Origin of the sequence: Catenovulum maritimum (genome assembly GCF_001050375.1) — a bacterium.
Taxonomy (GTDB): domain Bacteria; phylum Pseudomonadota; class Gammaproteobacteria; order Enterobacterales; family Alteromonadaceae; genus Catenovulum; species Catenovulum maritimum.
In genome coordinates, this window is record NZ_KQ130485.1 from 161,599 (window position 1) to 187,226 (window position 25,628).

The 25,628-nt window shown below is 38.7% G+C and carries 25 protein-coding genes and 1 pseudogene; 4 read left to right on the forward strand and 22 right to left on the reverse strand.

Annotated features, from left to right (window positions below; translation table 11 throughout):
- Position 1: 1 nt before the first annotated feature.
- The gene (locus XM47_RS06090) at positions 2-1,015 is read left to right on the forward strand and encodes an AraC family transcriptional regulator (RefSeq protein WP_048690766.1); all 1,014 of its coding nucleotides are present in this window, start codon (positions 2-4) and stop codon (positions 1,013-1,015) included.
- A 25-nt stretch (positions 1,016-1,040) separates the two neighbouring features.
- On the opposite strand, the gene XM47_RS06095 is transcribed toward XM47_RS06090, so the two are convergent.
- Both XM47_RS06095 and XM47_RS06100 read right to left on the reverse strand, forming a co-directional pair.
- Complete coding sequence (locus XM47_RS06095) at positions 1,041-1,967, reverse strand: alpha-E domain-containing protein (protein ID WP_048690767.1); 927 nt, start codon at positions 1,965-1,967, stop codon at positions 1,041-1,043.
- 1 nt (position 1,968) lies between these two features.
- Positions 1,969-3,033: pseudogene (locus tag XM47_RS06100) on the reverse strand (circularly permuted type 2 ATP-grasp protein); the annotation flags it as partial.
- Between the two features lie 63 nt (positions 3,034-3,096).
- Here XM47_RS06100 and XM47_RS06105 point away from each other — a divergent pair.
- Positions 3,097-3,402 (forward strand): transposase, encoded by a 306-nt coding sequence (locus tag XM47_RS06105; RefSeq protein WP_048690769.1) that lies wholly within the window; start codon positions 3,097-3,099, stop codon positions 3,400-3,402.
- 2 nt (positions 3,403-3,404) lie between these two features.
- The gene (locus XM47_RS06110) at positions 3,405-4,241 is read left to right on the forward strand and encodes an IS3 family transposase (protein WP_048690771.1); all 837 of its coding nucleotides are present in this window, start codon (positions 3,405-3,407) and stop codon (positions 4,239-4,241) included.
- Positions 4,242-4,266: 25 nt separating this feature from the next.
- Here the strand turns inward: XM47_RS06110 and XM47_RS06115 are convergent, their stop codons facing one another.
- The 19 genes from XM47_RS06115 to XM47_RS06205 form a co-directional block, all read right to left on the reverse strand.
- The gene (locus tag XM47_RS06115) at positions 4,267-4,566 is read right to left on the reverse strand and encodes a hypothetical protein (RefSeq protein ID WP_149865465.1); all 300 of its coding nucleotides are present in this window, start codon (positions 4,564-4,566) and stop codon (positions 4,267-4,269) included.
- Positions 4,567-4,679: 113 nt separating this feature from the next.
- The gene (locus XM47_RS06120) at positions 4,680-4,907 is read right to left on the reverse strand and encodes a transglutaminase N-terminal domain-containing protein (RefSeq protein WP_048690775.1); all 228 of its coding nucleotides are present in this window, start codon (positions 4,905-4,907) and stop codon (positions 4,680-4,682) included.
- 116 nt (positions 4,908-5,023) lie between these two features.
- On the reverse strand, positions 5,024-9,151 hold the full coding sequence (locus tag XM47_RS06125; protein WP_048690777.1) for a DUF6701 domain-containing protein: 4,128 nt from the start codon (positions 9,149-9,151) through the stop codon (positions 5,024-5,026).
- A complete protein-coding gene (locus XM47_RS06130; protein WP_048690779.1) occupies positions 9,148-9,585 on the reverse strand; it encodes a hypothetical protein in 438 nt (145 codons plus the stop codon). Before XM47_RS06130 ends, XM47_RS06125 begins: the two co-directional genes overlap by 4 nt.
- A complete protein-coding gene (locus XM47_RS06135) occupies positions 9,575-10,432 on the reverse strand; it encodes a type II secretion system protein (RefSeq protein WP_048690781.1) in 858 nt (285 codons plus the stop codon). The genes XM47_RS06130 and XM47_RS06135 overlap by 11 nt, the downstream gene beginning before the upstream one ends.
- On the reverse strand, positions 10,432-11,019 hold the full coding sequence (locus tag XM47_RS06140; RefSeq protein WP_048690782.1) for a type IV pilus modification PilV family protein: 588 nt from the start codon (positions 11,017-11,019) through the stop codon (positions 10,432-10,434). Before XM47_RS06140 ends, XM47_RS06135 begins: the two co-directional genes overlap by 1 nt.
- A complete protein-coding gene (locus tag XM47_RS06145; RefSeq protein WP_048690783.1) occupies positions 11,016-11,501 on the reverse strand; it encodes a type II secretion system protein in 486 nt (161 codons plus the stop codon). The genes XM47_RS06140 and XM47_RS06145 overlap by 4 nt, the downstream gene beginning before the upstream one ends.
- 29 nt (positions 11,502-11,530) lie before the next feature.
- Positions 11,531-11,965, reverse strand: a complete 435-nt coding sequence (locus XM47_RS19445; protein ID WP_048690785.1) for a prepilin-type N-terminal cleavage/methylation domain-containing protein — start codon at positions 11,963-11,965, stop codon at positions 11,531-11,533.
- Between the two features lie 130 nt (positions 11,966-12,095).
- Positions 12,096-12,710: a prepilin-type N-terminal cleavage/methylation domain-containing protein gene (locus XM47_RS06155; protein WP_172656507.1), complete on the reverse strand. Its 615-nt coding sequence runs from the start codon at positions 12,708-12,710 to the stop codon at positions 12,096-12,098.
- Positions 12,711-12,727: 17 nt separating this feature from the next.
- Complete coding sequence (locus XM47_RS06160) at positions 12,728-13,222, reverse strand: hypothetical protein (protein WP_048690788.1); 495 nt, start codon at positions 13,220-13,222, stop codon at positions 12,728-12,730.
- A gap of 2 nt (positions 13,223-13,224) precedes the next feature.
- The gene (locus XM47_RS06165; RefSeq protein WP_048690790.1) at positions 13,225-14,451 is read right to left on the reverse strand and encodes a type II secretion system F family protein; all 1,227 of its coding nucleotides are present in this window, start codon (positions 14,449-14,451) and stop codon (positions 13,225-13,227) included.
- Entirely contained in the window at positions 14,451-16,211 is a 1,761-nt protein-coding gene (locus XM47_RS06170) for a GspE/PulE family protein (protein ID WP_048690791.1), read from the reverse strand. The genes XM47_RS06165 and XM47_RS06170 overlap by 1 nt, the downstream gene beginning before the upstream one ends.
- Positions 16,208-17,308: a hypothetical protein gene (locus tag XM47_RS06175; protein WP_048690793.1), complete on the reverse strand. Its 1,101-nt coding sequence runs from the start codon at positions 17,306-17,308 to the stop codon at positions 16,208-16,210. Before XM47_RS06175 ends, XM47_RS06170 begins: the two co-directional genes overlap by 4 nt.
- A complete protein-coding gene (locus XM47_RS06180; RefSeq protein WP_048690795.1) occupies positions 17,305-18,231 on the reverse strand; it encodes an ExeA family protein in 927 nt (308 codons plus the stop codon). Before XM47_RS06180 ends, XM47_RS06175 begins: the two co-directional genes overlap by 4 nt.
- A gap of 7 nt (positions 18,232-18,238) precedes the next feature.
- Positions 18,239-19,882: a pilus (MSHA type) biogenesis protein MshL gene (gene mshL, locus XM47_RS06185; RefSeq protein ID WP_048690796.1), complete on the reverse strand. Its 1,644-nt coding sequence runs from the start codon at positions 19,880-19,882 to the stop codon at positions 18,239-18,241.
- Complete coding sequence (locus tag XM47_RS06190) at positions 19,872-20,249, reverse strand: general secretion pathway protein GspB (protein WP_048690798.1); 378 nt, start codon at positions 20,247-20,249, stop codon at positions 19,872-19,874. The genes mshL and XM47_RS06190 overlap by 11 nt, the downstream gene beginning before the upstream one ends.
- Positions 20,246-20,932 carry a type II secretion system protein GspM gene (locus XM47_RS06195; protein WP_048690800.1) on the reverse strand — a complete coding sequence of 229 codons (687 nt, stop codon included), beginning with the start codon at positions 20,930-20,932 and terminating at the stop codon, positions 20,246-20,248. Before XM47_RS06195 ends, XM47_RS06190 begins: the two co-directional genes overlap by 4 nt.
- On the reverse strand, positions 20,929-21,576 hold the full coding sequence (locus XM47_RS06200; protein ID WP_048690802.1) for a PilN domain-containing protein: 648 nt from the start codon (positions 21,574-21,576) through the stop codon (positions 20,929-20,931). Before XM47_RS06200 ends, XM47_RS06195 begins: the two co-directional genes overlap by 4 nt.
- Positions 21,573-22,511, reverse strand: a complete 939-nt coding sequence (locus tag XM47_RS06205; RefSeq protein ID WP_048690804.1) for a hypothetical protein — start codon at positions 22,509-22,511, stop codon at positions 21,573-21,575. The genes XM47_RS06200 and XM47_RS06205 overlap by 4 nt, the downstream gene beginning before the upstream one ends.
- A gap of 237 nt (positions 22,512-22,748) precedes the next feature.
- On the opposite strand from XM47_RS06205, the gene XM47_RS06210 reads away from it, so the two are divergent.
- A complete protein-coding gene (locus tag XM47_RS06210; RefSeq protein ID WP_048690806.1) occupies positions 22,749-23,666 on the forward strand; it encodes a 1-aminocyclopropane-1-carboxylate deaminase/D-cysteine desulfhydrase in 918 nt (305 codons plus the stop codon).
- A gap of 18 nt (positions 23,667-23,684) precedes the next feature.
- Here the strand turns inward: XM47_RS06210 and XM47_RS06215 are convergent, their stop codons facing one another.
- On the reverse strand, positions 23,685-25,562 hold the full coding sequence (locus tag XM47_RS06215) for an EAL domain-containing protein (protein WP_048690808.1): 1,878 nt from the start codon (positions 25,560-25,562) through the stop codon (positions 23,685-23,687).
- Between the last annotated feature and the right edge of the window lie 66 nt (positions 25,563-25,628).

Genomic DNA, 25,628 nt, shown 5'->3' on the forward strand with positions numbered 1-25,628 from the left:
CTTGCACGCTTATTTTACTTTAGAAGATAAGTTTATACAGGCTCAGCAACTTGCTGCTAGCTTGATTGAGCTGGCAGCTTCCAGAGGCGTAAATAAAGATAAATTACTGAGAGGCACTGGAATTTTCTATGAAGATTTAAGTTCAGATACCTTACTGATTAGTGCAGATCAGTTACTAAAATTAATCTCTAAAACACGCCAACTCATGGCTGGTAATGCGACCAGCTTTTTGCTTGGTCAAAGATTGTTTCCGAGTAATTACGGTGCAATAAGTGAAGCCTTATTTTATGCTAAAAACTTGTTAGACTGCATTCATATATTGAACAGCTATCGCTGCGAAATAGCGCCTTTATTGTGTACTAACTTAGTCTGGACAAAGCACGAATGTATCATTCAATTTAAAGACGCAATTGGTTGCGATGAAAATTTTCAATTTTTGCTAGAACTATACTGCACCGCAATTCATTCAAGCTTGAGGTATTTATCTAATCGTCGAGTCAATGTTGCCTATGATTTTGAATTTTCCCAACCTAGATATATTCAAGAATACGAAGAAAATTTAGGCTTCAAAATCAATTTTAATCGAAGTACTAATCAAATCAGACTAGCTCGGCAAGAGCTTGTCGCTTTATTGCCAAATTATAGCCAAGTAAAGCGGGATCATGCATTACACAAGTTAGCGCAACAAAGCCGCTATCAATTTGGTTTTCGAGAGCGAGTGATTCAATTAATCGCCAACAATAGTCAACTGAATCAAGCAGACATTGCTGAACAGCTAGGCATAAGCAACGCTACTTTTAAACGGCGTTTGAAACAGCATGGAACTCGTTTCTTGGCACTGCAAGACGAATATCATAGACAAAGAGTGCTATCGATACACTGCGATATCCAACGAAGCAATGAGGATTTAGCAAGCCGTTTAGGATTTAATGATGTGGCTAACTTTAGAAGAGCCTTTAAGCGCTGGTTTGGCTTAACGCCTAGTCAATTTAAGCAAAAATTTAGGCATGGGTGAATTAACACCTCATGCCGTTTTAAGTTTACTCATTTGGTAAAAAGTAAGATTTAGCTATCAGGTTATGTATTCCTGCTAGGTCAATTTGTACTTTATCTAAGAACTCGTGCAGGTCCCCATTTTTCAGGCTTCTGACTTTAGTTTGTTTTAAATCGTCAGTCACTTTTTCAAGTAAGTTTTGCATATCGTCAGAATGATGAATTGGCGTAATTAAACGTTTTAATTCTTCCAAACAATATAGCACAGAGCGTGGGAATACTGGGTTATGTAACATAAACTCCAATACATCGGCACGATTAACTCTGACTCCCATTTGCTGGCGATACATTTGATAAGCACTTAGTGAACGTAGCACACTAATCCATTGGATATTGTCAAATGGTCTGCTGGTATCATTTTCTATTAGGCTAGCAGATCGAACATCGAGTATTCGCGTCGTCATATCCGCTCGTTCTAATATGGAACCGAATCGTAAAAACTTATAACCTTGATCATGGTTAATCGAGGCATCTAGTGAACCAAATATTAAATGTGCGGATTCGATCACATGCTTTAAGTATTTAAAACGTCCACGTTTAGTTAAACCTTCTGATTGATTCTCTTTGACATATAAATAAAGTGAATTAATCCCTTCCCACACAGCTCTCGGAATAACATCTCTTACTGTGCGAGCATTTTCACGTGCATTCCATAACGAGTTAATAATGGATGAAGTATTGTTTGAACTCATTAATAAGTAGTTTAATGCGCTGCGTTCGTTAAAATCTTTGTGGCTTTTAAGGTAGTTTTCCCTATGACCGATAATATCAATGATAGGTTCCCAACCGGTTGAAATGCCTTTAGGTAAATCCATAAGTAGTATGTTGTTTACATTGACTAGCCTAGCGACATTCTCGGCTCTTTCAACATATCTCGCCATCCAATATAGGGTTTCAACAACTCTTGATAACATATTACTGACCCTCCTCGTCAATGATCCAAGTATCTTTACTACCACCACCTTGAGAAGAGTTCACAATTAGAGACCCTTTTACTAAAGCAACTCGTGTTAGCCCACCGGTTGTTACTTGGATGTTTTCCCCACCCGAAGATAAGATAAACGGACGCAAATCAACATGTCTGCCTTCTGCATTGCCATCGGCTAGCGTCGGGACTGTTGATAAATTGAGTGTGGGCTGGGCGATGTAATTTCTTGGATCCGCTTTAATTTGTTTAATGCATTCTTGCTGTTCTTTTTTGGTCGATTTAGGCCCAATTAATAAACCATAACCACCAGATTCATTAGCAGGTTTTACGACTAGCTTATCTATGTTTTCTATTACATATTTACATTCGTCTGGATTCATACATTTGTAAGTCGGCACATTTGGCAGCTTTATTTCTTCATTCAGGTAATATTTGATTATTTCAGGGACATAAGCGTAAACCACTTTATCGTCAGCAACACCAGCCCCCGGCGCATTAACAAGTGCAACATTACCTTTGCTCCAAGCTCTCATTAAACCTGCAACACCAAGTGTCGATTCTGGGTTGAAGGCTTCAGGATCTAAAAACAAATCATCTACTCGGCGGTATATGACATCAACACGGCGTAAACCATAAATGGTTTTCATATATACACAATCATCATCATTTACGACTAAATCGCGTCCTTCAACTAACTCACATCCCATTTCTTGAGCTAAATAACAATGCTCAAAATAGGCAGAGTTAAAGATACCTGGTGTTAATACGACGACTTCTGGTTTCTCTTCTTTGCGAGGTGACATAGCCGCTAACATGTCAAACAAATGAGATGGGTAATCATTAACAGGTAAGATATTATTTTGTTCAAAAACCTCAGGGAAGACTCGCTTCATAACTGACCTGTTTTCAATCATATAAGATACACCGGAAGGGACTCTTAAGTTATCTTCTAACACATATATTTGGCCGGTGTCATCACGAACCAAATCAGAGCCACATATATGAGCCCAAATGCCATTAGGCGGAGAGATACCCACACATTGAGGTCTGTAACGGTAGACTTATCTTGGAGACTTGTTTAGAGGTATTATTCAATACAACTAGTGAGGTCCAAAATGCCCAGAAATATTACACCAGAATTTAAACTAGAATGTGTCGACCTAGTGATAAACCAAGGTTACAAACATCAAGATGCAGCCGATGCTATGCAAGTTGGGTTATCATCAATTCAACGTTGGGTTAGCCAATACAAAAAAGAACAACAAGGATTTACACCCAAGGCTGGCGCAATAACGCCAGAACAAAAGCGCATTCAAGAGCTAGAAAAACAAGTTAAACAACTTCAAAGTGATAACCAACTGCTAAAAAAGGCTTCCGCCTTCTTCGCTATGGAAATGAACAGCGGCAACAAGTTGCGGTAGGTTTGAAGAAGGCAGGCTATAACATTAAGCAAATTTGTCAGAGTTTAGATATCGCACCAAGTTCGTTTTATTATCGAATTAAACCCAAAGAGATTAATGCCAATAAACTCAGGTTAGAAGCGGCGATGAAGCATGTTCATCATGAAATGGATGCAACGTATGGCAAGCGTCGAATGATGGCAGAATTGAAGGATTTAGGTTTCGATATTGGAATAGAAAAAGTTAGAAGTTGCATGAAGAAGCTGGGCTTGATTGCTAAGCGGCCAAAGCCGCATAAATATTCAAATGGTCAAAAAGCTTCGGTTATCGCACCGAATATATTGAATAGACAATTTAACCCTGAAAAATTAAATACTTATTGGTCTGGCGACATCACCTACATTCGAACACAGCAAGGTTGGTTATACTTGGCAGTAGTTGTTGATTTGTGTTCCCGTAGAGTCATTAGTTGGGCATTTTCGGATAAGCCGAACAGCGAGCTGACTATTCGAGCATTGCGTTTGGCGGTTCAAAAACGAAATATCAAAGGTGAGGTTGTATTCCATTGCGACCAAGGTTGCCAATATACCAGTGAATCGTTTCAACAAGCGCTAAAAAGTAATGGCATTACATCTAGCATGAGCCGAGCGGGCAATTGCTTAGACAATGCTGTGACAGAACGATTTTTTAGAAGTTTAAAATCGGAGCGAGTTAACTACCGTCGGTATGAAACTAGACAAGAGGCTAAAATAGATATTATTAATTACATTGAACCATTTTATAATCAAAAACGAAGACATTATAAGTTAGGAAATATATCTCCAGCTCAGTATGAAACAAATTTATTAAAATGTGCCTAAAACAGTCTCCAAATTTAGTTGACCGTTACACTATTGTTTTCCAATCGCAATCAGAAATCATCATAGGCATAGGATCAAGTTGCCATAATGCTTCTGAGTCTTGGGTTTTAGTTGCAACTGCGTCTTGAATTAAGCGTTTTATTTCATTTGTTCTTAATAGAATATCTTTGCTATTTAAATTCGAAAACTTATTAAAAAGTATATCCCAGTGTTCGCTATTCCCGCCGTTGTAATGCTCCACTTCATCATGTTGATCTGCATTTTTCAGATACTGAGCAAGCCAGTCTGGCATGTTTTGCATATTATGAGATTCGCTGTAATACAATTGAATAATCCTTCAGTATATACCCAATTTAGTAGAAACTGCATTTTGATATAGCGCCATAACGAATTGGTCACTATTACAGTCCCAACCACCTTAAGTTAGGGTATTAGACCCTATTTGGTTTTTAATTTTTTTGGAAATACCACCCGAATCAGATAATTTCCAACAGAGTCTTGTAGCCAGTTTATAAAATGATTATCGGGGTAAATTTTTAGAAGGTAATTTTTTATGGGTGTACGACTATGTGGAGCTCGGCGTAATCTAAATATATGAAGGTCTAATTGAATAGCTTTATCGTACTTGTTTTCAGCGTGGTGCGTGATTCCAACCTTTATGGTCATATCGAGCTCCTGCAAAATTTTGATGTACTTATCTACTCATTATTTAAACTATTTAGCAAGCAGTATTAGTCTAATCGAACTGAAAATTTTAGAGCTAACAGGCTGTTAACAAATAATTAATTCTCACGCCAAAAAATTACTTTATCACTACCTCTAAATACGCCCCAAATTAAGCTGCTGTTAATGGCATCATCTAAAGTTGAGTTTGAATCCCAGTCATATCTTAGATATGGCAAGCTAGATAAATCGACTGAGATAGGTAGTTTACCTTGCTTACCGCTACCGGGAGCCTGAAACTCAAAGTCGTATAAGCCGATACTCGGTACTGCTGCATTAGTCGCGTTGGATGGGGCCAATAATAGGCTTGGGTTTGAAGGCGTTAAACTGTAACTTGCTTCCCAGTTCTCTCCCGAGTTATGAGTTGTTCCGCCAATTGTAAATAAACTAGAAGCTAAGCTTGTTTGACTATCCGTTGAGTTTGTCACCCAAGTGGATGTTGCATCTAAATATTGAATTTCTAATGGCAGGCTCAGGTCATCTGTTTCTGGTCCGTAGTTAAAACCAATTTTTAATCGGCCTAGTCTAATATTTGCTTGTGCTGGTGAAAACGAAGCCGTACTCGTATTTTGTATGCTATTTATGCTGGCATCGTAGAAGGTATTTGTTGCGAAACTTAAAGCAATATTTGTGACGAACGGGGTTTGGCTTAATTCACTAACCCCTCTGGTATGAATAAAATTATCCGCGCTGCTAAATTGATAACTAAAACTACCATCACCATTATCAGTTAAGCTGCCATTAGCCAAGCTAGAGGTTAAATTTATCCCATTATCGGTCGCGCTGGCTGTGATATTACTGGTATCCGCATTTATGTTGGCGGTCGAGTGTACGCTTGAGTAGTTAAAGGTTGGCTGATTATCTGCATTTAGCGCAATTATCATTACTCTTGGTGCATCATTTGTAATATAGCCAAAGCTTTGGCCTAAATAAGTAAATGTATTATTAATTAGATTATCTAGACTGCCGAGTATAGTTTCGTCTGCATAAGTAAAACTGTCTCCAGACGGTAAAGTATCGCCATTGGTATATATTTCTAATTTAGCTGGGATAAAGCCACCTAAAGTTAAAGTATTACTTGAGAAGCTTAAACCTTGATAATTGTTATCTCTTAAGCTGAGTTGAATTGAACCTACTTCTGAGTATTGTGCAGAGTTATATAAGTAGACGCCTTGGCTAAAACTTAGGCTGGCAAGATTAACAAAGCTGGCCGATAAATCTGATGTGGTACTTTGTGAGTTGGCATAAGTTAAAGTACCGTCAATTCCATTCACACTCGGGATTGTTCTAGTTAGCTGAGCTTCTAAATCTCCAGGTTGGTAGTTGGCTGTATTGGTGCCATTGCTACATTGAGCTTCAATCTTAAGTGAAAAGTCATCCGCCGCGATTGTATTGCTTGTGTCATTGTCGAATGTAATTCCATCTTTACTGCTACTTAAGGCAAATTGACTCGGGGCAAATAAGATGGTGCTAGAACTAGACTGTAATACTGCATCCGGATCACTTGCGGTTATTGTTAGCTGACCCGCATCGTTATAGGTAAAGTTGGCAGTCGCTTCAGCTGAATTATTAAAGCTTAATTCTATTGTTTGATTAGTATTAGCGTTAATTCCATGGGTGGTATTTTTATCAGTGACATTGAGCTGAGTTGCCCAAGCGTTTGAGTTTGGAGTATGGTAACTAAAACTGATATTTAAATCTCTATCGCCAACCCAAGCTGGTGCACATGTGGCTCCACCGTCATCTTTAAGCGCTTGGATAGTCACACTTGAACCTTGGCAGCTAGTTCCATTAGTCACGCTGGATAATACAAAACCAGAATTTGAAAAGACAACTTCACAGTTTCCATTTGTATTGCAGGTAACAGGAGCTGATGGCGATAAGTTCGTTAAGCCTAGAGTTACAGTTGCGGCACTCGTTTGCTGTAAGCTAATCGATTTACTGCCTGTAAAAGCAGCTGAGTCAACGGTAGTTGTGGTACCCGAAATGGTTTTGGTTAAGCTCGCATTGGTGACTTGGTCATATAAAGTACAATTAGCGTCAGCGCAGGCTTTAACTGTAATATCTGCACTGGTACAAGTGAGTGCACTTGTGTCATGCGTTATCTCGTAATGATCAACCGTGGCGGCACAATCCACTGGGTCCAATGTTACTAACGCGTCTATTTCTGCTTCTGTCAGTGCACCTGTGTATATTCTAAAATCGTCAATTGAACCATGAAAAGATTGGCTTCCAGATCTCCAACTGCTTCCGCCTAAATGAAAGACTGAAGCGGATTGAGCGGCTAGTGCTTCAGTGCCGCTATCATCTAACTCACCATCTTTATAGACAGACCAAGTATTATCATTTGCATTAGATAAAATAGCTATGTGAACCCATTCACCTAAATCTGAGTTACTAAAGGTGGTTGAGATACTAGAGTTGCTGCCTGTTTTGTTGATGTCCCAATAAACAGTATTACCTGATTCCCACCTTGCTTCGTAGCCATCGCCAAAACCAAAAATTCGTTGGCGGCTAGTAGGAAAACTGTCAATCTTGAACCAAAATGCCACAGTACCGTTAGCCGGTGGGGCAAAACTAGGGGCGATTAATCTTTGGTTACTCGAGCTATCTAGATTTATAGAATAACCGTTATCAGCACATTGCCAAGTTGGATCTTGGTTGTCTGAACTATTACTGCTACCAAAGGTTGCATCGTAATTGTTACCACTGCTATCGCTTGCGGTTTGGCCGCTGCCAGAATCAAATGGATAATGGAGTAATAAGCTAGTAGTGGCTTCAGTATTCGAACTACCAGGTGTCGATGGATCACAGTTAGAATTCCAATCATTGGTATCCGTTTCACCATCTGTTATTGCGCAAGCTGTGCCATTATTTCCGGGAGGATCTATATCCGTTGTTGCATTTGGGTAATCAGTTAAGCAATCACTCCATAAATCAGCATTGTTATTATTATTGGCGTAGTGCAGGTAATGAACTAAGTTGTCAGAACTGTCGACGAGTAAGATTTCTTGAAAGTTGTTATGCCATTCAATATCACTATTTTGGTATTTGTTGGTGATACCGGATAAATGAGGGCTTTGAGTATCTTCAAAAACGATATAAGAGCCTGAATTAAAACTAGTGCTTGAATTAAACAAAGTTGCTTCGAATTGACTGCCATTACTCGTGCCGTTAGCCTTTATCTTCCAACCATTTAAGTCGACGCTGTTAGCGCTTTTAACATATAGCTCAATCCAGTTATTTTTATTTTCAATGTGGATTTCATTAATTATTACATCGGAAAGCTGACTACTTGCAACTGGGCAGCTGGAAACATTTGTTTGTTCGCAAGCGCTGCCGATATCAACTTGATTGGCATCACCTGCATATTCCACACTGGCACTGCTATTCATAGTTAAGCTAGAAACGGATAAACGACCCTTTACATAGGCATTAGAATTAATGACGGCTTTACCATAAATATTATTACCTTGTTTGCTATGCTCAACATAGACGAAGCCTGTAACACCTGAGTTGCTATTCAACACTAAACCATTAGTTTTATTTTGGCTGTGAATGAAAATAGCAAAGTCATTAGGGTCTCCATTTTTATTGATACCATCATTGTTTAAAGTGAGTTGACCTAAAATATGAAACCTAACACCACCCGTACCTCGGCTCGAATCAAACACTATAGAAGCATTACTATTCAAGGTTAACGAACCAAAATAATAATCACCAGGGGGAAAGAGCATGGCTTCGGCTGTATTTATCGTCAGTGATGTAAAGCGATACACGCTATTCGCAGCAGCAAAGCCTAAGGTTACGCCGCTGTTAACACTTACATTACCATTATGCTCTGAGCTTATTGTCGAGTCATTGTTATAGTCATACCAAGAGGTGTTGCTTGAGGCTAAATAACTAGGCATGGTTAAGCTATCGGAAGCGCTGCCACTTATGCCGCAGGTGACACCTGAACCGCAGGTATTATTTGCTATTTGATATTTTATTTTTTTAAATGGCAAATTTTGGTTATCTGGGTCATTGATGATTTGTGAGTTGCTATACATAGTCAGCTCACCTTGATTGTAGTTAGAGCCGATAGCACCCTTAAACACATCACTACAACTCGCCGCATACAAATAGCTAGGAAAATTGAGCAACAAGCATAAAACCAGACCCTTAGTGAGCGTTTTCCAACTCATAATTCTATTGCCTCAATGGTTAACTGCCGGCTAGTGGTAAAGTCGCCACTACTACAAGTGCCTGTACTGGTTAGCTCTATAATATCTCTCGAGCCATCGATGACATTATCTCTGGTTGAACAAGTTAAACTGACGCTGCAATCCGACATACCATAAGTACTAGGTAAACTAACGCTTGATGTAGTGACAGTGGTACAGTTAGTCGAGGATGAAGTTGTCAGTGGATAATAGCGAGATAAGCCAACTTCTATCCCAGTATGAGCAGCTTGTAACGCCCTCAAGCCTATTACTTCATATGCGGTATTGATGCCACCTATATTTATTAAGCGCATCACACCGGCAAGGATAATCGCCATAAAAACAATAATGAATATAGCAGAAGTTAACATGCTACCTTTTTGGCTATGTTTAGTTGCGCTAAATTTAAGGTGCATTAGGTACCTGCACTAAATGATGGAAAAACATATTCTCATTATCGTCAGTTAATCGCGAAAATTCCAAATAGATAGCAATTTGAGCATGGCGAATTAAGCTCGAATTGTCATTCACATGAAAAGGCGTTTCAGTTGCAAGTGAGTTGGATACATTTTCTGCCATTAACGCATAGCTAACATTGCTTGCCGCCTTTAACTGAGTCGGAGTTAGTTGGTTCGTTGTTGCAGCATAAGACTGGTAACGGTAAATATCATATTTGTCGCTATTTAGCTCCAAGCAATAACTTACAGGTGTCGACCAAATGTAATATCTTTGCGCGGGTGAAATATCATCAAAAGAGATAGCAGAAGAAAAACTGACAGTTTGGCTAGAATCCAGCGCAATCGCACTGACGCTATCTATAGTAAAAGTTTGGTTATTGCTTGAATCATAAACCTCATTTGCCGAAGTGGTAAATACACTAAACAGATTACCTGCCGCTAAGCTACCTGATGTTGGGCTGATCACAGAAACTGTAATATCGTCGCTATCAGCAGGGTTTTGAGGAATATCAATATAACGACCACTGGCTACTATGGGGACATATTCAATGCAAGCATATTCGTCGTTGTCAGTCAGGGTTCTGACACTGTAAGGTAAAGCAGTGCGTAACTCTCTGGTTAGTCGCTCAATAATAAAACGGCTATCATCTAACACAAGCTGGCGTTCGCTGACATCCAAATAATATCTCGCGCCCCAACTAATAAAACCAAAAGTAAAAGTACTTAATATGCCAAGCATAACGATAACTATGATCAATTCAATTAGCGTAAAGCCGTGGTTGGCTATTCGAGTTTTTACCTTCATTAGTAATTACTCCGATAGCTAGCAAATTGAATCTGGTTATTGAGCGGATCTGTCACTGTTACTCTAATCAATTTATGAGCACCAATTGCGGCATCGTCGACACCATCAAAGTTCGCATCGTAAAATACAGTGACACTCAGTTGGTAGTTAGCATAACTAGCCGATAAACTTTGGTTACCACTGGTGACAATTTCTATGATATCGGCTCCAGATTGAGTTAAACCATGATAATCGTCTACATCATCATAATCATCTCGGCTCGATTCACTGTCACTGCCTAAGTTAGCTGGGCTTGTGCAATTTACCGCACCAGTATCACTACTGCTGCATCTAATTAAACCGCCATTTCGATCTGAATTTTCATCAAAAGATTTTGCATTTATTTCGCTCAAAAGAGCAGAAGCAAGTTCTGATGCCCTGACTTGATGCCAAGGATCAGCAACAAATTTATTGCTATTCGTCAGCATATTGGTGAAATAAGCTAAAGCGATACTCATAACCAGCATACCAATAACTAGTTCGATTAACGAGAAACCAGCTGATGAAGTCAGCTTTGTGTGTTTATGCGGCTTAGCAACAGGCATCATCTGTGGATGTAACCTTGAGACTCTATTGTAATGGTATAGGCATCATTGTCGGTTAGCGTTAGGCTACAACCGACCGAGCAATCTTCCAAAGGTAAACCTAGCGAGCTAAAACGAATATCAAAATTACCAGAAATAGCCGAGCCATTAGCGGTAAATACGATATCAGCACTCGCGTCCTCAGCAGAGCTAAAACCTAAATAATTTGGTTCAAAACTCGTTGGAATACTTGAAGAGGAGCAATCTGTATTTTGACCAAAACGGGAAGCACTAACCAAAACTCGATGACAAGTGTCTTGGGTATTTTGCATAGCTTGCAGTTGAGTGTGGCGGAGTAAAGCAATAAGCCGAGAGCGAGCTTCTGCTAGATCTGAACCTGAAGAGATAAGCGACATCTTAGGTAGTGCGACTACCGATAAGATGCCGATTAAGAGGATAACAACGATAAGTTCAACTAGGGTGAAACCCTTTAGTGCGAACTTCATATTATTATCCTAAATTCTAGAAATGTTTTTTAGCAGCCTGTTGTTGTGGCGACTACAGTTGGTGGCACATCGGCATCTGTCGTTTCAGTATAAACAACTGTGCAGTTAGTTGTACCTGTTCTTGTGGCAGTATAAGTTGTACCTGAGCTTGTATCTGTCCAGCCAGCCGGTAATTCCATGAGACCTTCAATTGATTGTCGTGCAGGATAACCGTATTCTATCGCAACATTACTACCATTTACCGAAACATTAGCGGATGCTGATGTATTGTTACCAGCGATTAATGATTTTGCATGTACCATGTTTGAAATAGAATAAACAGATCCTTGTATCGACGAAGCGACTGACTTATGAGCATCATCTTGAATATCAATAAACTTAGGTGCTGCTGTCACTGCCAAAATACCTAAAATCACAATAACTATGATTAATTCAATTAGGGTAAAACCTTGAGCTTTTTTCATATCTAACCTCTACTGTGTATTAACTTAAATTTAGTTGATTCTATAAAATTTATCTATCGTTAAATGATTAAATCTTTATGGTTTTTAGTCATTTAATTAAAAAATTGCTTAATTCGTCATATTTCGCTTACTAATTGTTACTAAAAACGCTGACTTGGCCTGTTTGTGGCAAGTATTCAAAGCCATTGCCTGAACCACTGCCACTTGGGCTACTAGATCCATTTTTAATGGTTTGGACTAGGTAATAAAGGCAAGTGCTTTGACCACTGTTAGTGCCAGTTTGGGTGTAGTAGTCATTTTCGGCAAAATTTGAATTGTTATTGCCACTAAAGCTAGTCGTTATTTTTGGTGAGCTTTGTAAAATGCGAATAAAAATTTGTTGGCAATCATCATCTGTTAAAGCACTAGAGCTTGAATTATTGTCACTTTCTCCACCGGTTGGGTAGCCTTTTAAAGGGTCCACCGCCACTATCACACCATCTAAACTCACAGTAGCGACATTTGCTCCCGCATTACTGGCTGGTCGTCCATCTAGCTCCCATTGTGAGCGAACTAAACCAACTGCAGTAGCAAAACCACCCGCGACACCTTCTACCGTGGCATCTTCAGCATCATCTGTGACACTTAATAATCTAGGCAAAGCTGTTGCTGCTAATAAACCCAAAATGATGATTACGATAACTAACTCTATTAACGAGAAACCGCGTTGAGCTGTTAAATTCGCTCTTTGTATTTGTTGTGCCATTTCCATCTCCCAAAATACTATTTTTGCTCAATAAAACCACTTGAGGCGTTGTAGCTAATGATATTATCACCAACTAAATAATCACAAATCGTCTGTTTATGCTCTTCACGGTAGTAAACCAAAATTGGCTCTTTTACTATACTTAACGGCTTATCTAGTAAATCTAACCATATTTGCTCACAACCACTTTGATTCAGTGATGAAAGTTTAGGCCAACCTTGTTTATTCATCTTTAAGGTTAAGCCTGTAGATTCATCTTGCCAGTCTGAATACAAGGTAACTTTCTCTGCCCCTGCAGTTCGAAGCCACTCTAGATGAGCTAAATTGACTGCATCTCTAAATTCTTTTGCTGCCATATTAAAACTAACCTCAACCGCACTATTTTCAGTTGATTTAAAGTTAGTTAACCAAAGCATCATGAGTAAAAACATAATACCCACAGCAATCACAATTCTACCCATACCAAATTCGGCTGGTTTTATTTTAGATTGATGCTGGTGGTTGTTTTTCACATTTAGCCTTTAATTACATTCATCATATTCCACATCGGCATGAAAATACCAAGTGCCAAAATTAATACCATACCTGCGACTATACTGATTAAGATAGGCTCAATTTTGGCGGTTAAACTTTTTAAATCGAAATCAACTTCGCGTTCATAAAAATCTGCCACTTCGGTTAGCATCTGGTCTATGCTGCCAGTTTCCTCTCCGACTGAAATCATTTGTAACACCAATGGGGTAAACAGGTGACTTGCATTCGCGGTTCTGAGCAAGCTGTCGCCTTTTTCTATGCCTCGCCGCATTTTGAGAACTTGCTGCGACATATAGGCATTATCGACAGCCTCAGATACTAGATTTAGTGCTTGTGTAAGTGGAACCCCAGCACTGAGCATCATAGAAAACGAACGTGAAAAGCGTGATAACGTCGAGCGTTCAATAATACTGCCAACCGCTGGAATTTTGAGCTTATATTTATCCCATTTAACCGCACCAGACTCTGTTTTTATATATTGCCTTGCTGCGAATAATCCACCAAAAATAACAGCTATGACGACATACCAGTAGTTAACAAAAAAGTTTGAGCTGGATATCAGAATTTTGGTCATGGTCGGTAAATCAGAACCGAATTTTTTAAACATTTGGGCAAAGGTTGGGATTACCCAAATGTTCATCGCGAAAATAGCACCTGCAATCGCAACTAGTACCATTATTGGATAACGTAATGCAGATTGAATTCGCTTACGAGTTTCTTGCTCTTGTTCGTAATAGTAAGAAAGTTGCAAGAACGCTGCATCTAAATTACCTGTGTTTTCTCCAACGCTGACCATGCTGATAAAAAGTCGAGAAAATACTTTTGGATGTGCCGCAATCGCGTTTGATAAAGGTTTACCTTTTTCTAGATCTGCATTAACTAACTGCAAGGTACGGCTAAGCTTAACGGAAGTTGTAGTATCCGCTAAACCATTTATCGCCCTCATTATCGGAATACCAGCTTTGACTAGCGAGTACATTTGGCGCGAAAACATAACTAAATCAGCGAGTGTTACATTAGGCACAAAAAGCTCTATATTGGCCAATGATTGGCCACCATCACTTGATGATTTTTTCTCAAGCGAAATAGATAAAGGCATTATTTGCTTTTTCATTAAAGCTTCAGCTGCAGCGGCTTCGCTAGTCGCTTCTATTTGACCGCTAACTGGCTTGCCTGCATTTTTACCTTGGTAGCTATAACTCGCCATTATTCAGTGACCTGCTCTTGAGCTAAAATAGTTTGCGCTTGGCGATCGAGTTCGGCAATATTTTCAACCAGTTTTAGTACCTCTGAGACTGTGGTAACGCTTAATATGGCATAATCAAGCGCAGCTTGAGCAAGCGAATGATAATGCGGGCTTAATTTAGCTCTTTTAGAAAAATCTTCGGTATCATTACGTTTTAATGCATTCATCATGTCTTCATCGAGTTCTAAAAACTCGAAAACACCAACTCGGCCTTTAAACCCCACGTAATTACAGCTTTGGCAACCTGTGCCTTGGAAGAATGCTTGATGCTCAACACTTTCACCAGCAAGTCCAGACATCCAAACTTTCTCACTTGGTGTTAATTCGTAAGTCGTTTTGCAATCATCACAAATTCTTCTTATTAACCTTTGAGCAATAACCGCCCTGAGTGAGCTCGCGACTAAATAGCCAGGGGCATTCATATCTATTAAGCGAATCGCACTGGAAATGGCATCATTGGTATGTAGGGTTGATAGCACTAAGTGACCTGTTAATGCGCCGCGTAAACCAATTTCAACCGTTTCTTGATCTCGCATCTCACCAACCATGATGACATCTGGATCTTGGCGTAGTGCCGTTCTTAATACGCTCGCAAAAGACAGGTTTATTTTATTATTAATTTGGACTTGGTTGATTCTAGGTAAGCGATACTCAACCGGATCTTCAACTGTGATGATTTTAGTACTGGCTTGGTTTAGTTCGCTTAACGCGCCATAAAGCGTTGTGGTTTTACCTGAACCTGTTGGACCTGTAACCAATATCATGCCGTTTGGCCTATGGATAACATTTCGCACACGTTGCAAGATATCATCGGGCATCCCAGTTTGATCTAAAGTTAATACCCCGCCTGATTGATCTAATAAACGCATTACAACCGATTCGCCATACTGAATCGGCATGGTTGAAATACGCACATCTATGCTTTTGCCTTTAATTTTTACATTAAAGCGACCATCTTGTGGCAGGCGTTTTTCTGAAATATCTAGACCAGACATTAGTTTTAATCTGAGTACCAGAGCTTGCGCAATTCTGGCTTCGTTTAATACTGACTCTTGTAAAACACCATCAACCCTTTGGCGTATTCTAAGTTGCTTTTCGTCAGGCTCGATATGTATATCGGATGCTTTTACCTGAACCGCATCTTCGAATATGGTATTGAGTAATTTGGCGACTGTAGCCTCTTCTTCATCACCATCAGTACTAAAACCGCCAACTTCAAAATCTTCGGTTTCGTTATACTCATCTTGTAACTGTGAGGCGAAAGATTGTATGTCTGCCGTGCGGCGATACATATTGTCGAAAGACTCTAAAATTTGGCTTTCGCGCACCGCAACAATTTTTAATGACTTGTCGGTCAGTATTCCAGAAACCGCATCTATTGCGTTAATATCAGCTGGGTCACTCATTCCCAACGTGTATTCTTTATCTGATTCCTCGACCAACAAGACCCTATGTCGACGAGCTTGTACTTCTGGTATCTTTTGGACTGTACTGGAATCAATTCGACGTTGAGAAATATCCCAAAATGGTACATTTAACTGCTGGGCTAAAAAGGTCAGTAATTGACGCTCTGAAATAGCACCGGAGGCAATCAGAGTACCACCTAGTTTGCGTCCAGACTGTTTTTGTTGTTGTAGTGCGGATGTTAGTTGACCTTCGGTTATAATACCTTCTTCAACCAATAAATCCCCTAAGCGTTTTTTTAATTTAGGTTTTATCATGGTTGTATCTCTAACAATCTTTGCTGCGCAAATTCAAGCGATGCTTGGCTTAAGCCTGAATGACTTAGGGCAAGCTGATAATAATGAATTGCATCTTGGGTTTTGTCTATTTGGTCTGCAGCTATCGCTGCGCCTAATAACCAGTTTGATTGATTGGGATTTAAGCCGAGTAATTCTTGCCACGTTGTCAAAGCCGGCTGCCAGTTTTCTGTTTGTTGAGCCAGCAGCGCTTTAAACTGGTAAAAGTCTGAGTGCATACTGATTTCTGGTGTTCGGTTTGCAATTAATTGCCACGCAGCGTCTGGTTGTTCTATTTCAGTTAATATTCGAGCGGCTAAAAATGGATAGTCTAGATGCTCAGGGTAAGCTTGTATGCCTTGTTGCAAAATCGACAATGCGCTTGGATAATTTTGCTCACCGTATCTAATACTCATCCAAGTAATTCTTGCTTGATGAAAATCCGGCTTTAAGTTTAAAGCTTGTTTTAGTAGCTGTTCAGATTTAACAAACAAGCCTTTACTCAAAGCTTCTTTAGCTTGATTAAACTTGTTTTGAGCTATTTCTTCTGGTGTTTTAGTCGTTGCTGCAATGGACACTTTGGCTTTCGCTGGGGCCGTCGACTTTTGCTTAGGCTGAGAATTAGCTGTGTTATTTACTTTTTTCGAAGGCTTATTCGGCTCTGATTTGGTTTGGCTAGGTGTAAGTTTAGGTTCTACTAGTGTTGACGGTGGCGTTAACTTTGGCGCTTGTGTTGTTGACTCTGCTGAGGTGTCAGCTTTGGCTTTAACCACAGCTTGAACTATGTTTGTTGGTTTTTTAGCTTCAGATACTGGTTCTTGAACTTTCGATTCTACCGGTATTATTGCAGGATTTTGTTCAGCGTGTTTTGCTTCCATTGGTACTTTGGTCGCTTGATTAAAATAAAAGTACCAGCCAAGAATAGCGGCTATCGAAATCAGTAAAAATATAATGCTGATATCAAGCGGCTTAAATTTAGAGGTTAATTTTTTTTCAACCTCTAAGATAGGGTAATCTGCATCGGCAGTTTGCTTAGGCTGCTTGTCTAAGTTCTGCAACATTTGATTGATCACGCTCATATGCTTAACCCTATAACTAAGCCCAGGCTAATCAAGCTGACAAACCCTACGCTGGCTAGAGCAATTTGTTTCTGCTTGGTATTTAACGCTAAAAATTCAAACTTTTTGCTTTGACTTGCGGTTGATTCGGTATCCGATATAGCTGATTTTGCGTTGTCTAGAGTGACTTCCTTATTACTTTCACTAAAGGCCAGCATTAAACATTTGTGTGCCAGTACATTTAACAATCTAGGTGTGCCTTGAGTTGCTTTATATAAAAGCTGGCAAATTTTCTCAGGGAAAACCGGCATACCTTGGTACCCAGCGACTGTCATTCTATGATGCAAGTAAGCTTGTACCTGATTTTCAGCTAAGCCATCTAACTTAAAGGAAAAGGTGATCCTTTGTTTTATTTGACGCATCTTATGTGCATCGAGTCTTTCATCTAATTCTGGTTGAGCAAACAGAACAAGTTGTAGTAGCTTTTTGTTTTCTGTTTCTAAGTTGGTAAACAACCGCAGCACTTCTAAACTTTCGTCTGGTAAAACTTGTGCTTCATCTAAGATGAGCAGGGCGGTTTTACCTTGGCTAGAAATTTCCATTAGCGTGTTTTGAATTTGCTGGGTTAATTGGTTTAAGTCAACCGACTCAGTGTTAATTCCTAGTTCTTTCGCCAGAGCAATTCTCAACTCATCCGGTTGTAAATAAGGGTTTGGAATATAAGCCGTTATGAAGCCATTCGGCATGTCATTCATTAATTTACGACATAACAGGGTTTTACCTGTGCCAACTTCACCGGTAATTTTAATAAAACCTTCGCCCATTTTTAGCGCTGTCAGCAAGGTTTGTAATGCTTGATGATGGCTAGGCAAACCCAAGAAAAATTGAGTGTTTGGGGTTAAACCAAAAGGTAATTCTTTTAATCCAAAATGATACAAATACACTGATTGTTTACTCCGACTTGTACCATTTATCTAGTAAATCTGAAGAACGTTTTAATTGCTCTTGCCAAGTTCCAGCGCCAACAACAGTTGGCTTAATCATAATGATTAATTCTTTTTTCAACGATTTTTCTGTTTTCGATTTAAATAATTCACCTAAGTAAGGGATATCACCGAGCAAAGGTGTCGAAGCATCGACTTTACTGGTTAAGGTTTGCATTAAACCACCTATAACGACAATTTCACCACTGTTAGCTCGGATTATGGTATCTGACTCTCTGACATTACTTTGCGCTAGTGGCAGAGTGAAATCTTGTTGGTTTAATGTCACCACTTTAATTTGTTCGCTGGTGTCGATAACAGATGGGTGAACATGCAAGGTAACACTGCCATTTTCATCTATTTGCGGGGTTACATCTAAAGCTATGCCACTAAAGAAAGGTTCAAGCTCTATATTCGGCGAGGATGTGGTTGCTGTACCTGTTACCGTTGTCGTTGATACCTCGGTAACAAAGTATTCATCAGTACCTACTTTGATGACCGCTTTTTGGTTATTTGAGGCCGTTAATCTTGGGCTAGATAATACTTGAGCGTCGCCTTGCGTTTGTAGTAATTGGACTAAACCTGTAAAGTCACTTCTATTCACAGTTATGCTAGTGACGCCACCAAGTACACTCGATACCGCATTTTGGATACTACCACCTGAACGGCCAGATAAAACCGTTGTGTTATTTTGTGGACCCAGTATGGTTTGCCATTCTATACCTTGTTGGTAATCGTCGTTTAAGCTGACCTCGATTACTTTTACTTCTAGTATTACTTGGCGCTGCATTTGCTCTTCAGTAGCGGCTAAAAATTCTTTTATATTTCGAATTTCGTCAGGGAAAGCTCTTACTGTAACTAAACCAGCTTGCGGGTTTACTATTATGCTGCGGTTTTCGCTATCACCTATAAGTGTGGTAAGTGCCTGTTTAAGGTCTTTCCAGAAGTCATTATTACTACCTGAAACTATGGTCGTACCATTGCTAATATTACTACTACCAAAATCACTACTCGAATTATTCGCATTTTGCCCAGTAAGGCCTAAATTAGAATTACTATTTTGACCTCTAGAAGAGCCACCACTACTTTGTTGGTTGCCATTTGAAGCATTTGAAACACCACCAGAGGTAATTGAAGTATACGAAGCGCCACTACGCTGCATGGCTAGGTAATTGACTGATATGGTTTCTGTTCTTAAACCCGCAGGATAAATCTGTAGGATACGACCTTTTAATTTGATATCGTAGCCGTACATATCAGAAATAAGCTCGACCACTTCTTTTAGAGTGACTCCTTTTAAAGTTAAGCTAATCTCACCTGATGTATTAGGGTGAAGAATGACATTGAGTTGAGTTCCAGTAACTAAACTTTGAAAAAAGGCACCAATTTCAACATTTTGTGCATCTATGTCGAATCTTTGCTCTGCAACTTGCTCAGTACTAGACATTTGTTCGAGTTGCGGCATTAAGTCAGCTAAAACTTGAGCTGGAATCTTTTTCTTTTCCGACTTAGTTTCTTTTAAAGCTGAGTCAATCTCTGGCTGCAGCTGGGTTGTTTGACAGCTTGCGAGTAAATTGACCGCGATTATTAGGAAAAAAAGATTAATTCGCATTATTTTTTACACTTAGTTGGTTTTCTGAGAATGATTTTACTTGTGTTTTGTTAAGCAAAAGCTTTTGTTTTTTACCTTGGTTATTTAACAGCACGTAATTGTTTTCGATTGCGATTAATTTAACCTGATTACTCAGTCGATCGCCTACCTGGTATACCTTGTTATTGATGATAGCTGATCGTGCATTACCTGAATATGTTAATGCTTGTAATTTATAAACTTTATTTTTTTGTTTTTGAATAAAATTTGTTTGTTTTTGGCCTGCTTGGCCAAGCACACTAAAATCAGGCAGAGTCGGATCGACAAGATCAGCTAAGCTAACTCGGCTAAAGGTTGCCAAAATGAGTAATAGAGTTACTTGCTTCATAAGCCTATAAACTCCTCGGTTAAGCTCAGCGATATTATCTCTATGGTTAAAATACCATTGGGATAAGTTTCCACACTGTAATCAAAGTTTTGCCAATAAAAACGCCAAGGTAAAGATTCAACCTGTTTTAAAAATTGGTAAATATCTTCATATCTACCTTCTAATTTAAGCTTTATGCCATGTTGATATAAAACAATTTTCTCTTTATCGGCCGGTTCTATAGTTTCTGTTAGCTCTGCTTTATTGTTTAGTAAACTTTCACTCGGTATTGCGGCAAGGCTAATTATTTTCAGGTTAGATGTTTTGATTAACATACTTTCTAACACTTGAGTCATTTGCTCTGCACTAATTAATTCTGTTTTTAGCTTTTGAATTTGCCCTTCAACCAATTCTATATTTTGGTTTAATTGCTCAATTTGTTGCTTGAGTGGCAAATTTACATCTATTTTAAGTTGTTCTTGAAGCTTGAGCGACGTTGAGTTGAGCCGAGTTAGCTTTTGTTCAAAATTTGTCAGTTCAGCTTGTTGCTGTTGCCATTTTTGCCATGTTGGCTCTATAAACCAAGTAAAGCCGCCAAATAAAAAGAAAACTAAGCCAGCAGATAAAATCATCACTTTTTCACGGATAGAAAAAGCCGTGTATTTTTCGCTTATATTTTGCCATTGCTGTTGGGCTTTATTCATTCTGAATTGCCCCCTAATTTAGGTAGCGCTAGCTTAGTTTGCTGACTCATTTTATTGGTTTCGAATTGACTGGTGACTGAGAATTCAGTGTACAAACCATTATCGGATGCCTTTAATTCTAAATTTTTGAAGCTTCGACCATTAAAGTAATTAGAGCTACTGAGTTGCTTCAGCCATTTAGGTATTTTATAGACTTGGTTGCTTGCACCGTTGAGTTTGATGTCATCTTGATTAAAGCTTATCTTATTAAGCCAAACACCCGCTAAGCGTTTATGAGATAAATCAAACATCAATTTTGAATATCCGAATTTTTCACCTTTAGTTCTTCTATTTACTTCAAACATTATTTTTTGTTCTAACGCGAGTTTACGTTTTAAAATTTCAATGTTTTCAATTAACTTAGGATCTTGTTTTCGAGTCTGAATTGCACTATTGAACTCTTGGATCATAATTTCTTTGCTGTTAACCGATTGCTTTAATTGCTTGTGTTCAGCATCAACTTGCTTAGCTTCTTGCTTTACCCAGAAACTAAAAATGGCAACCAATAAGATACTGACAGTCCAAGCTACTAATACTTTGGTTAAAGATAGTGGATCTGGCTTTGGCTTAAATTCATCTAAATAAAAATTGATATTGCGTTTCACGAATCAACTCCATTTAGTAACTCTTTTGCAGCGCCTACGGTTGGATAGAAACCTTGATCTACGTCTACCTCTGGTAATTCGTCAGCAACCCTATTTTTGAGTGGTAATACGGGAATGGTAAAATTCTCGCCAATTTTATCGATTAATAAATTTTGGTGTGGATTCGAAACTGCAAGGTAGATTCTTTTTACTGGCGCTTGTCTTAATTGGCTTTCAAAATAATCCAATGAGCGCTGAATCTCTAAGCTTAAACTGTCTGATGCACCATGACTAATTTCTAGCTCTGCAAATTGCTCTAGATTGGTAAATCCTCTAATTCGTCTAAAAAAGAATAATTGACCATCTTTAACGATTTGCATTAATAGCTCTTCTTTAGGGTGATGGATAACTAGCATAGACGCATCTTCATCATTATTGAAAATATCTTGGTAAGCTAGCTCATCAACCGTGATTCTATGTAAGCTGTGGCAAGCTTTAGTCGCTATTTTAATTAACTCTTCAATAAATTTTTTCTTCGCCGCGATTAAATTGATTTTGTTTTGACCAAATATTTGGGTAGGTATATCAAAATATTCTATGACAACATCTTCTAAACTGCCTGAAATATAGTCTTTTGCTGAATATTTTAAAGCCGCAGCTATTTCTGCTTCTTCAACATCCGGCTTATCAACGACTAACATTTGATACTGGTCACCAGGCAAAACTATATTGAGTGTGGCGGTTTTTAGTAGTTCGTTTTTTAATATTTCTTCAATGCATTCACCCCAGCTAGTATCTGGCGTTTTAATTATTTCTTCATGGTGAACTGGCTTCTTTTGACCATTTAAGTATATGAGTAAATATAGGTGGGTACTGGTCATCATAAGCGCGGCAGTATGTGTAGCTGCACTTTTACGTTTTAATTTACCAATTAAGCTTCGAAAAATATTTGTCATAAAATCCAAGTTGGTATAAGCGTTGACTATATTAAAATAATGAACAAATTAGAGTTATTTATATTCCATTAATAATTATAAAAATCCATTTATTAAGATAGAAACACAACTTTAGATTCTGGTTACTCCGCCAGTACTATAAACATTCACGCTATATCATGTGTAATGAATAAGTATATAATCTAATTATTGCTTATTAATCACAGCTTGCCAATAAGATTTAATCAGGAAGTTTATTTGTTTCAAATACCTAGCCCAATTCAACAACTAAATTGTGAGCTTTTATCCAAACATAATGTTGAATTATTCATCAAGCGAGATGATTTAATTCATAATGTAGTTTCAGGCAATAAATGGCGAAAATTACAGTCATACTTGGCTTTGGCTCAAGCTCAAAGCAAAGATGTAATGTCGTTTGGTGGTGCTTATAGTAACCACTTACATGCTTTAGCCTATGCTTGTGCCCAGCTTAAGCTGAAAGTTAGCGCTATCATTCGCGGTGATCAAACAACTTCGCTTAATCCAACTTTGTTAGATTGCCAAGCTCAGGGGATGGCATTTCAGTTTGTTGATAGAAAAACCTATCAGCTTAGATATGACTCGCAATTTTTATCTGACTTACAGCAAGCAAATCCTAACTCGCTGATTATTCCTGAAGGTGGCTATGGCCAGCCTGCTATTGAGTCTGTTGCTCAGCTAGTTTCAGAAATAGACATAGATTTCGATACGATTGTTTGCCCTGTTGGCAGCGGAACAACTTTAGCTGGGGTTATATCAGCTTTAAAACCGCATCAGCAAGCAATTGGTGTTTGTGCAATCGCGAAAGGTGAATATTTAGCACAGCAGATAGCGGATTTAGTCCCTAAAACGAGTAAAAACTGGCAGCTATGGACAGAGTTTCATTTAGGCGGGTTTGCTAAGCTAAGCCCTGAGTTGCTGGCTTTCGTTAAAGACTTTTATCATACACATCAGATTTGCTTAGATCCTATTTATACCAGTAAAACGGTTAGAGCTTTATTTGAGAAAATAAGTACCAATGCTTTTAACGGGCAAAAAATTGTCTTGATCCATACAGGAGGAGTACAAGGGTGGCGAGGCTTTGAACAAAGAGGTTTGGTAAACATTAATTCGCTCTTTGGTGATATTTTACTTTAGCTGTTGTGTGAGGCGATACTACTTGGTGAGTAAGTTGGCTTCGGGTTGATTAAAGTAGTGGCCTTGGGCCCCTGCTAAATGTAGCTGTTTAATTACTTGCCACTCAGCTTCCGTCTCTAAACCAAATGCGAATATCTTTATATTAGAGCCGGCACATGTACCTTGTAAGCTTCTGATAAAAAGTTGGTTCTCACTTCTTAGGTTGATGTTTCTAACAATGCTTGAATGTAATTTTAAGTAGCTGACCGGGTGCTGTTTTAAGTAACTTGAGTTAAGTACATATTGGCCAACTTGATCTATCAACAACCTAACATTGAGCCTGTCTAACTGGAAGAGGATGTTTTCTAACTCTTCACTATGCGTGACTATCGCATGCTCTGATATTTCAATAATTAAACGTTCAGCGTGGTGGGCATGAATAGTTAAGTGATTTATTAACCATTGTTTAAATTCCAAGTTAAGTAAAGATTCAACGTGGACATTGACACTACAGCGGACGGGGCTATTAATATCTTGATCAAATAGTTCAAATAATCGATTTAAAACATACCTATCAATAGGCGTTACTAAACCGCATTTTTGAGCCATAGGCATAAATAAGCTGGCGTTTAGAACCTTGCCATCTCGGTTTCTTAATCTAACTAATACTTCTTGGTGATTGAGTTGCCGAGGTTGGATATTAATAACGGCCTGAAAATATAAGGCGAAACTCTGGTTGCTTAATGTCGATTCAAGCAAGGTGCGCCATTGTAACGAGCCCATAGTGACTGTTTTTACATTATCTTCATCCTGATACATAAACCAGTTACAGCTGCCTTGAAGCTGTGCTGCCCTAATCGCCATATCAGCTTCAAGCAATATTTGAGTCAGGTTGTCGCCTGATTTGAAGGTCGCCACACCTATATGGTAGAAGCTATCTTTATCAACTTCTTTGGGGAGCCGAACATGCTCAAGTGCTCTAAGTAAATGATTACAGAGTTGCTCTATTTCTCGGATGGCAATATTAGGCAAAATAATGGCTAAATCTTGTGAGCTATAGCGAGCAAAGATAGCTTGTGGATGTCTTCTTAGGCTTTGATTAATAATATTTGAGTATTGGTTTAACACTTCTATTGCTAAGTCTTCACCAAACTTCTCTTGCAGTTCATCGTAATGATTAAAACGAATGCCGATAACCGCGCCTTGCTCAATTTGTTCTTCAATATTGAGTAATGCTTCTAGCCTATTTTCAAAAAAAACTCGATTTCCAATCCCTGTTTCTGGATCTAAGAAGGTTTGAACCCGAATAAACTTGTCGACTTTGTTTTGTTCTTGTCTGGACCAAGAAAGTTCATCTAGCAGTTGGTTTATAACAGTGAATAAATCTTCGTGTTGGCTCTTATTTCTCGCTCTAGCCGACAGGTTTAACCGTCGCGCTTTTCTTTCTAAACTAAATAGCTGTTTTTCTGTGGTTCTGCTGAGTGACCAAAAAACTGAAAGGACAATTAGCCAAAAGCAAAAAAGGCTAACGGTAATAAAAATAATATGAGCCCCATCGACAACTATGTATCTTAAGTAAAAGCTTTTATTGCCCTCAATAGTGAAATTTTCGCTTTGTTGTGACCAATCTAACCAAGACTCTGGATTTAGTGGGATTCGCTTTTGTGTATCTAATTCGACAAACCAAGTCAATGTTGGATTGGACACTAGCGCTTGCTCTAATTCTTCTAGGCTAATCTCAGGTTTTAACTTAATTTGGTTAATAATATATTGATTGATTTGCTGCTCGGTAAGGTGGGAAATAGTTAAACACCAGACACTCACGCACGAAAGCATTAAAAAGCCTATGGCGATAGTGAATCTTCTTTGCCAAGCAAAGAGTGTTCTAGCTGATGTTTTTAGCGGAAGCGAGGCCATCCATTACCTGCATTACATTATAATTATTATTAAATAACTCTAACCTAAAATCCTATATTCGCAACT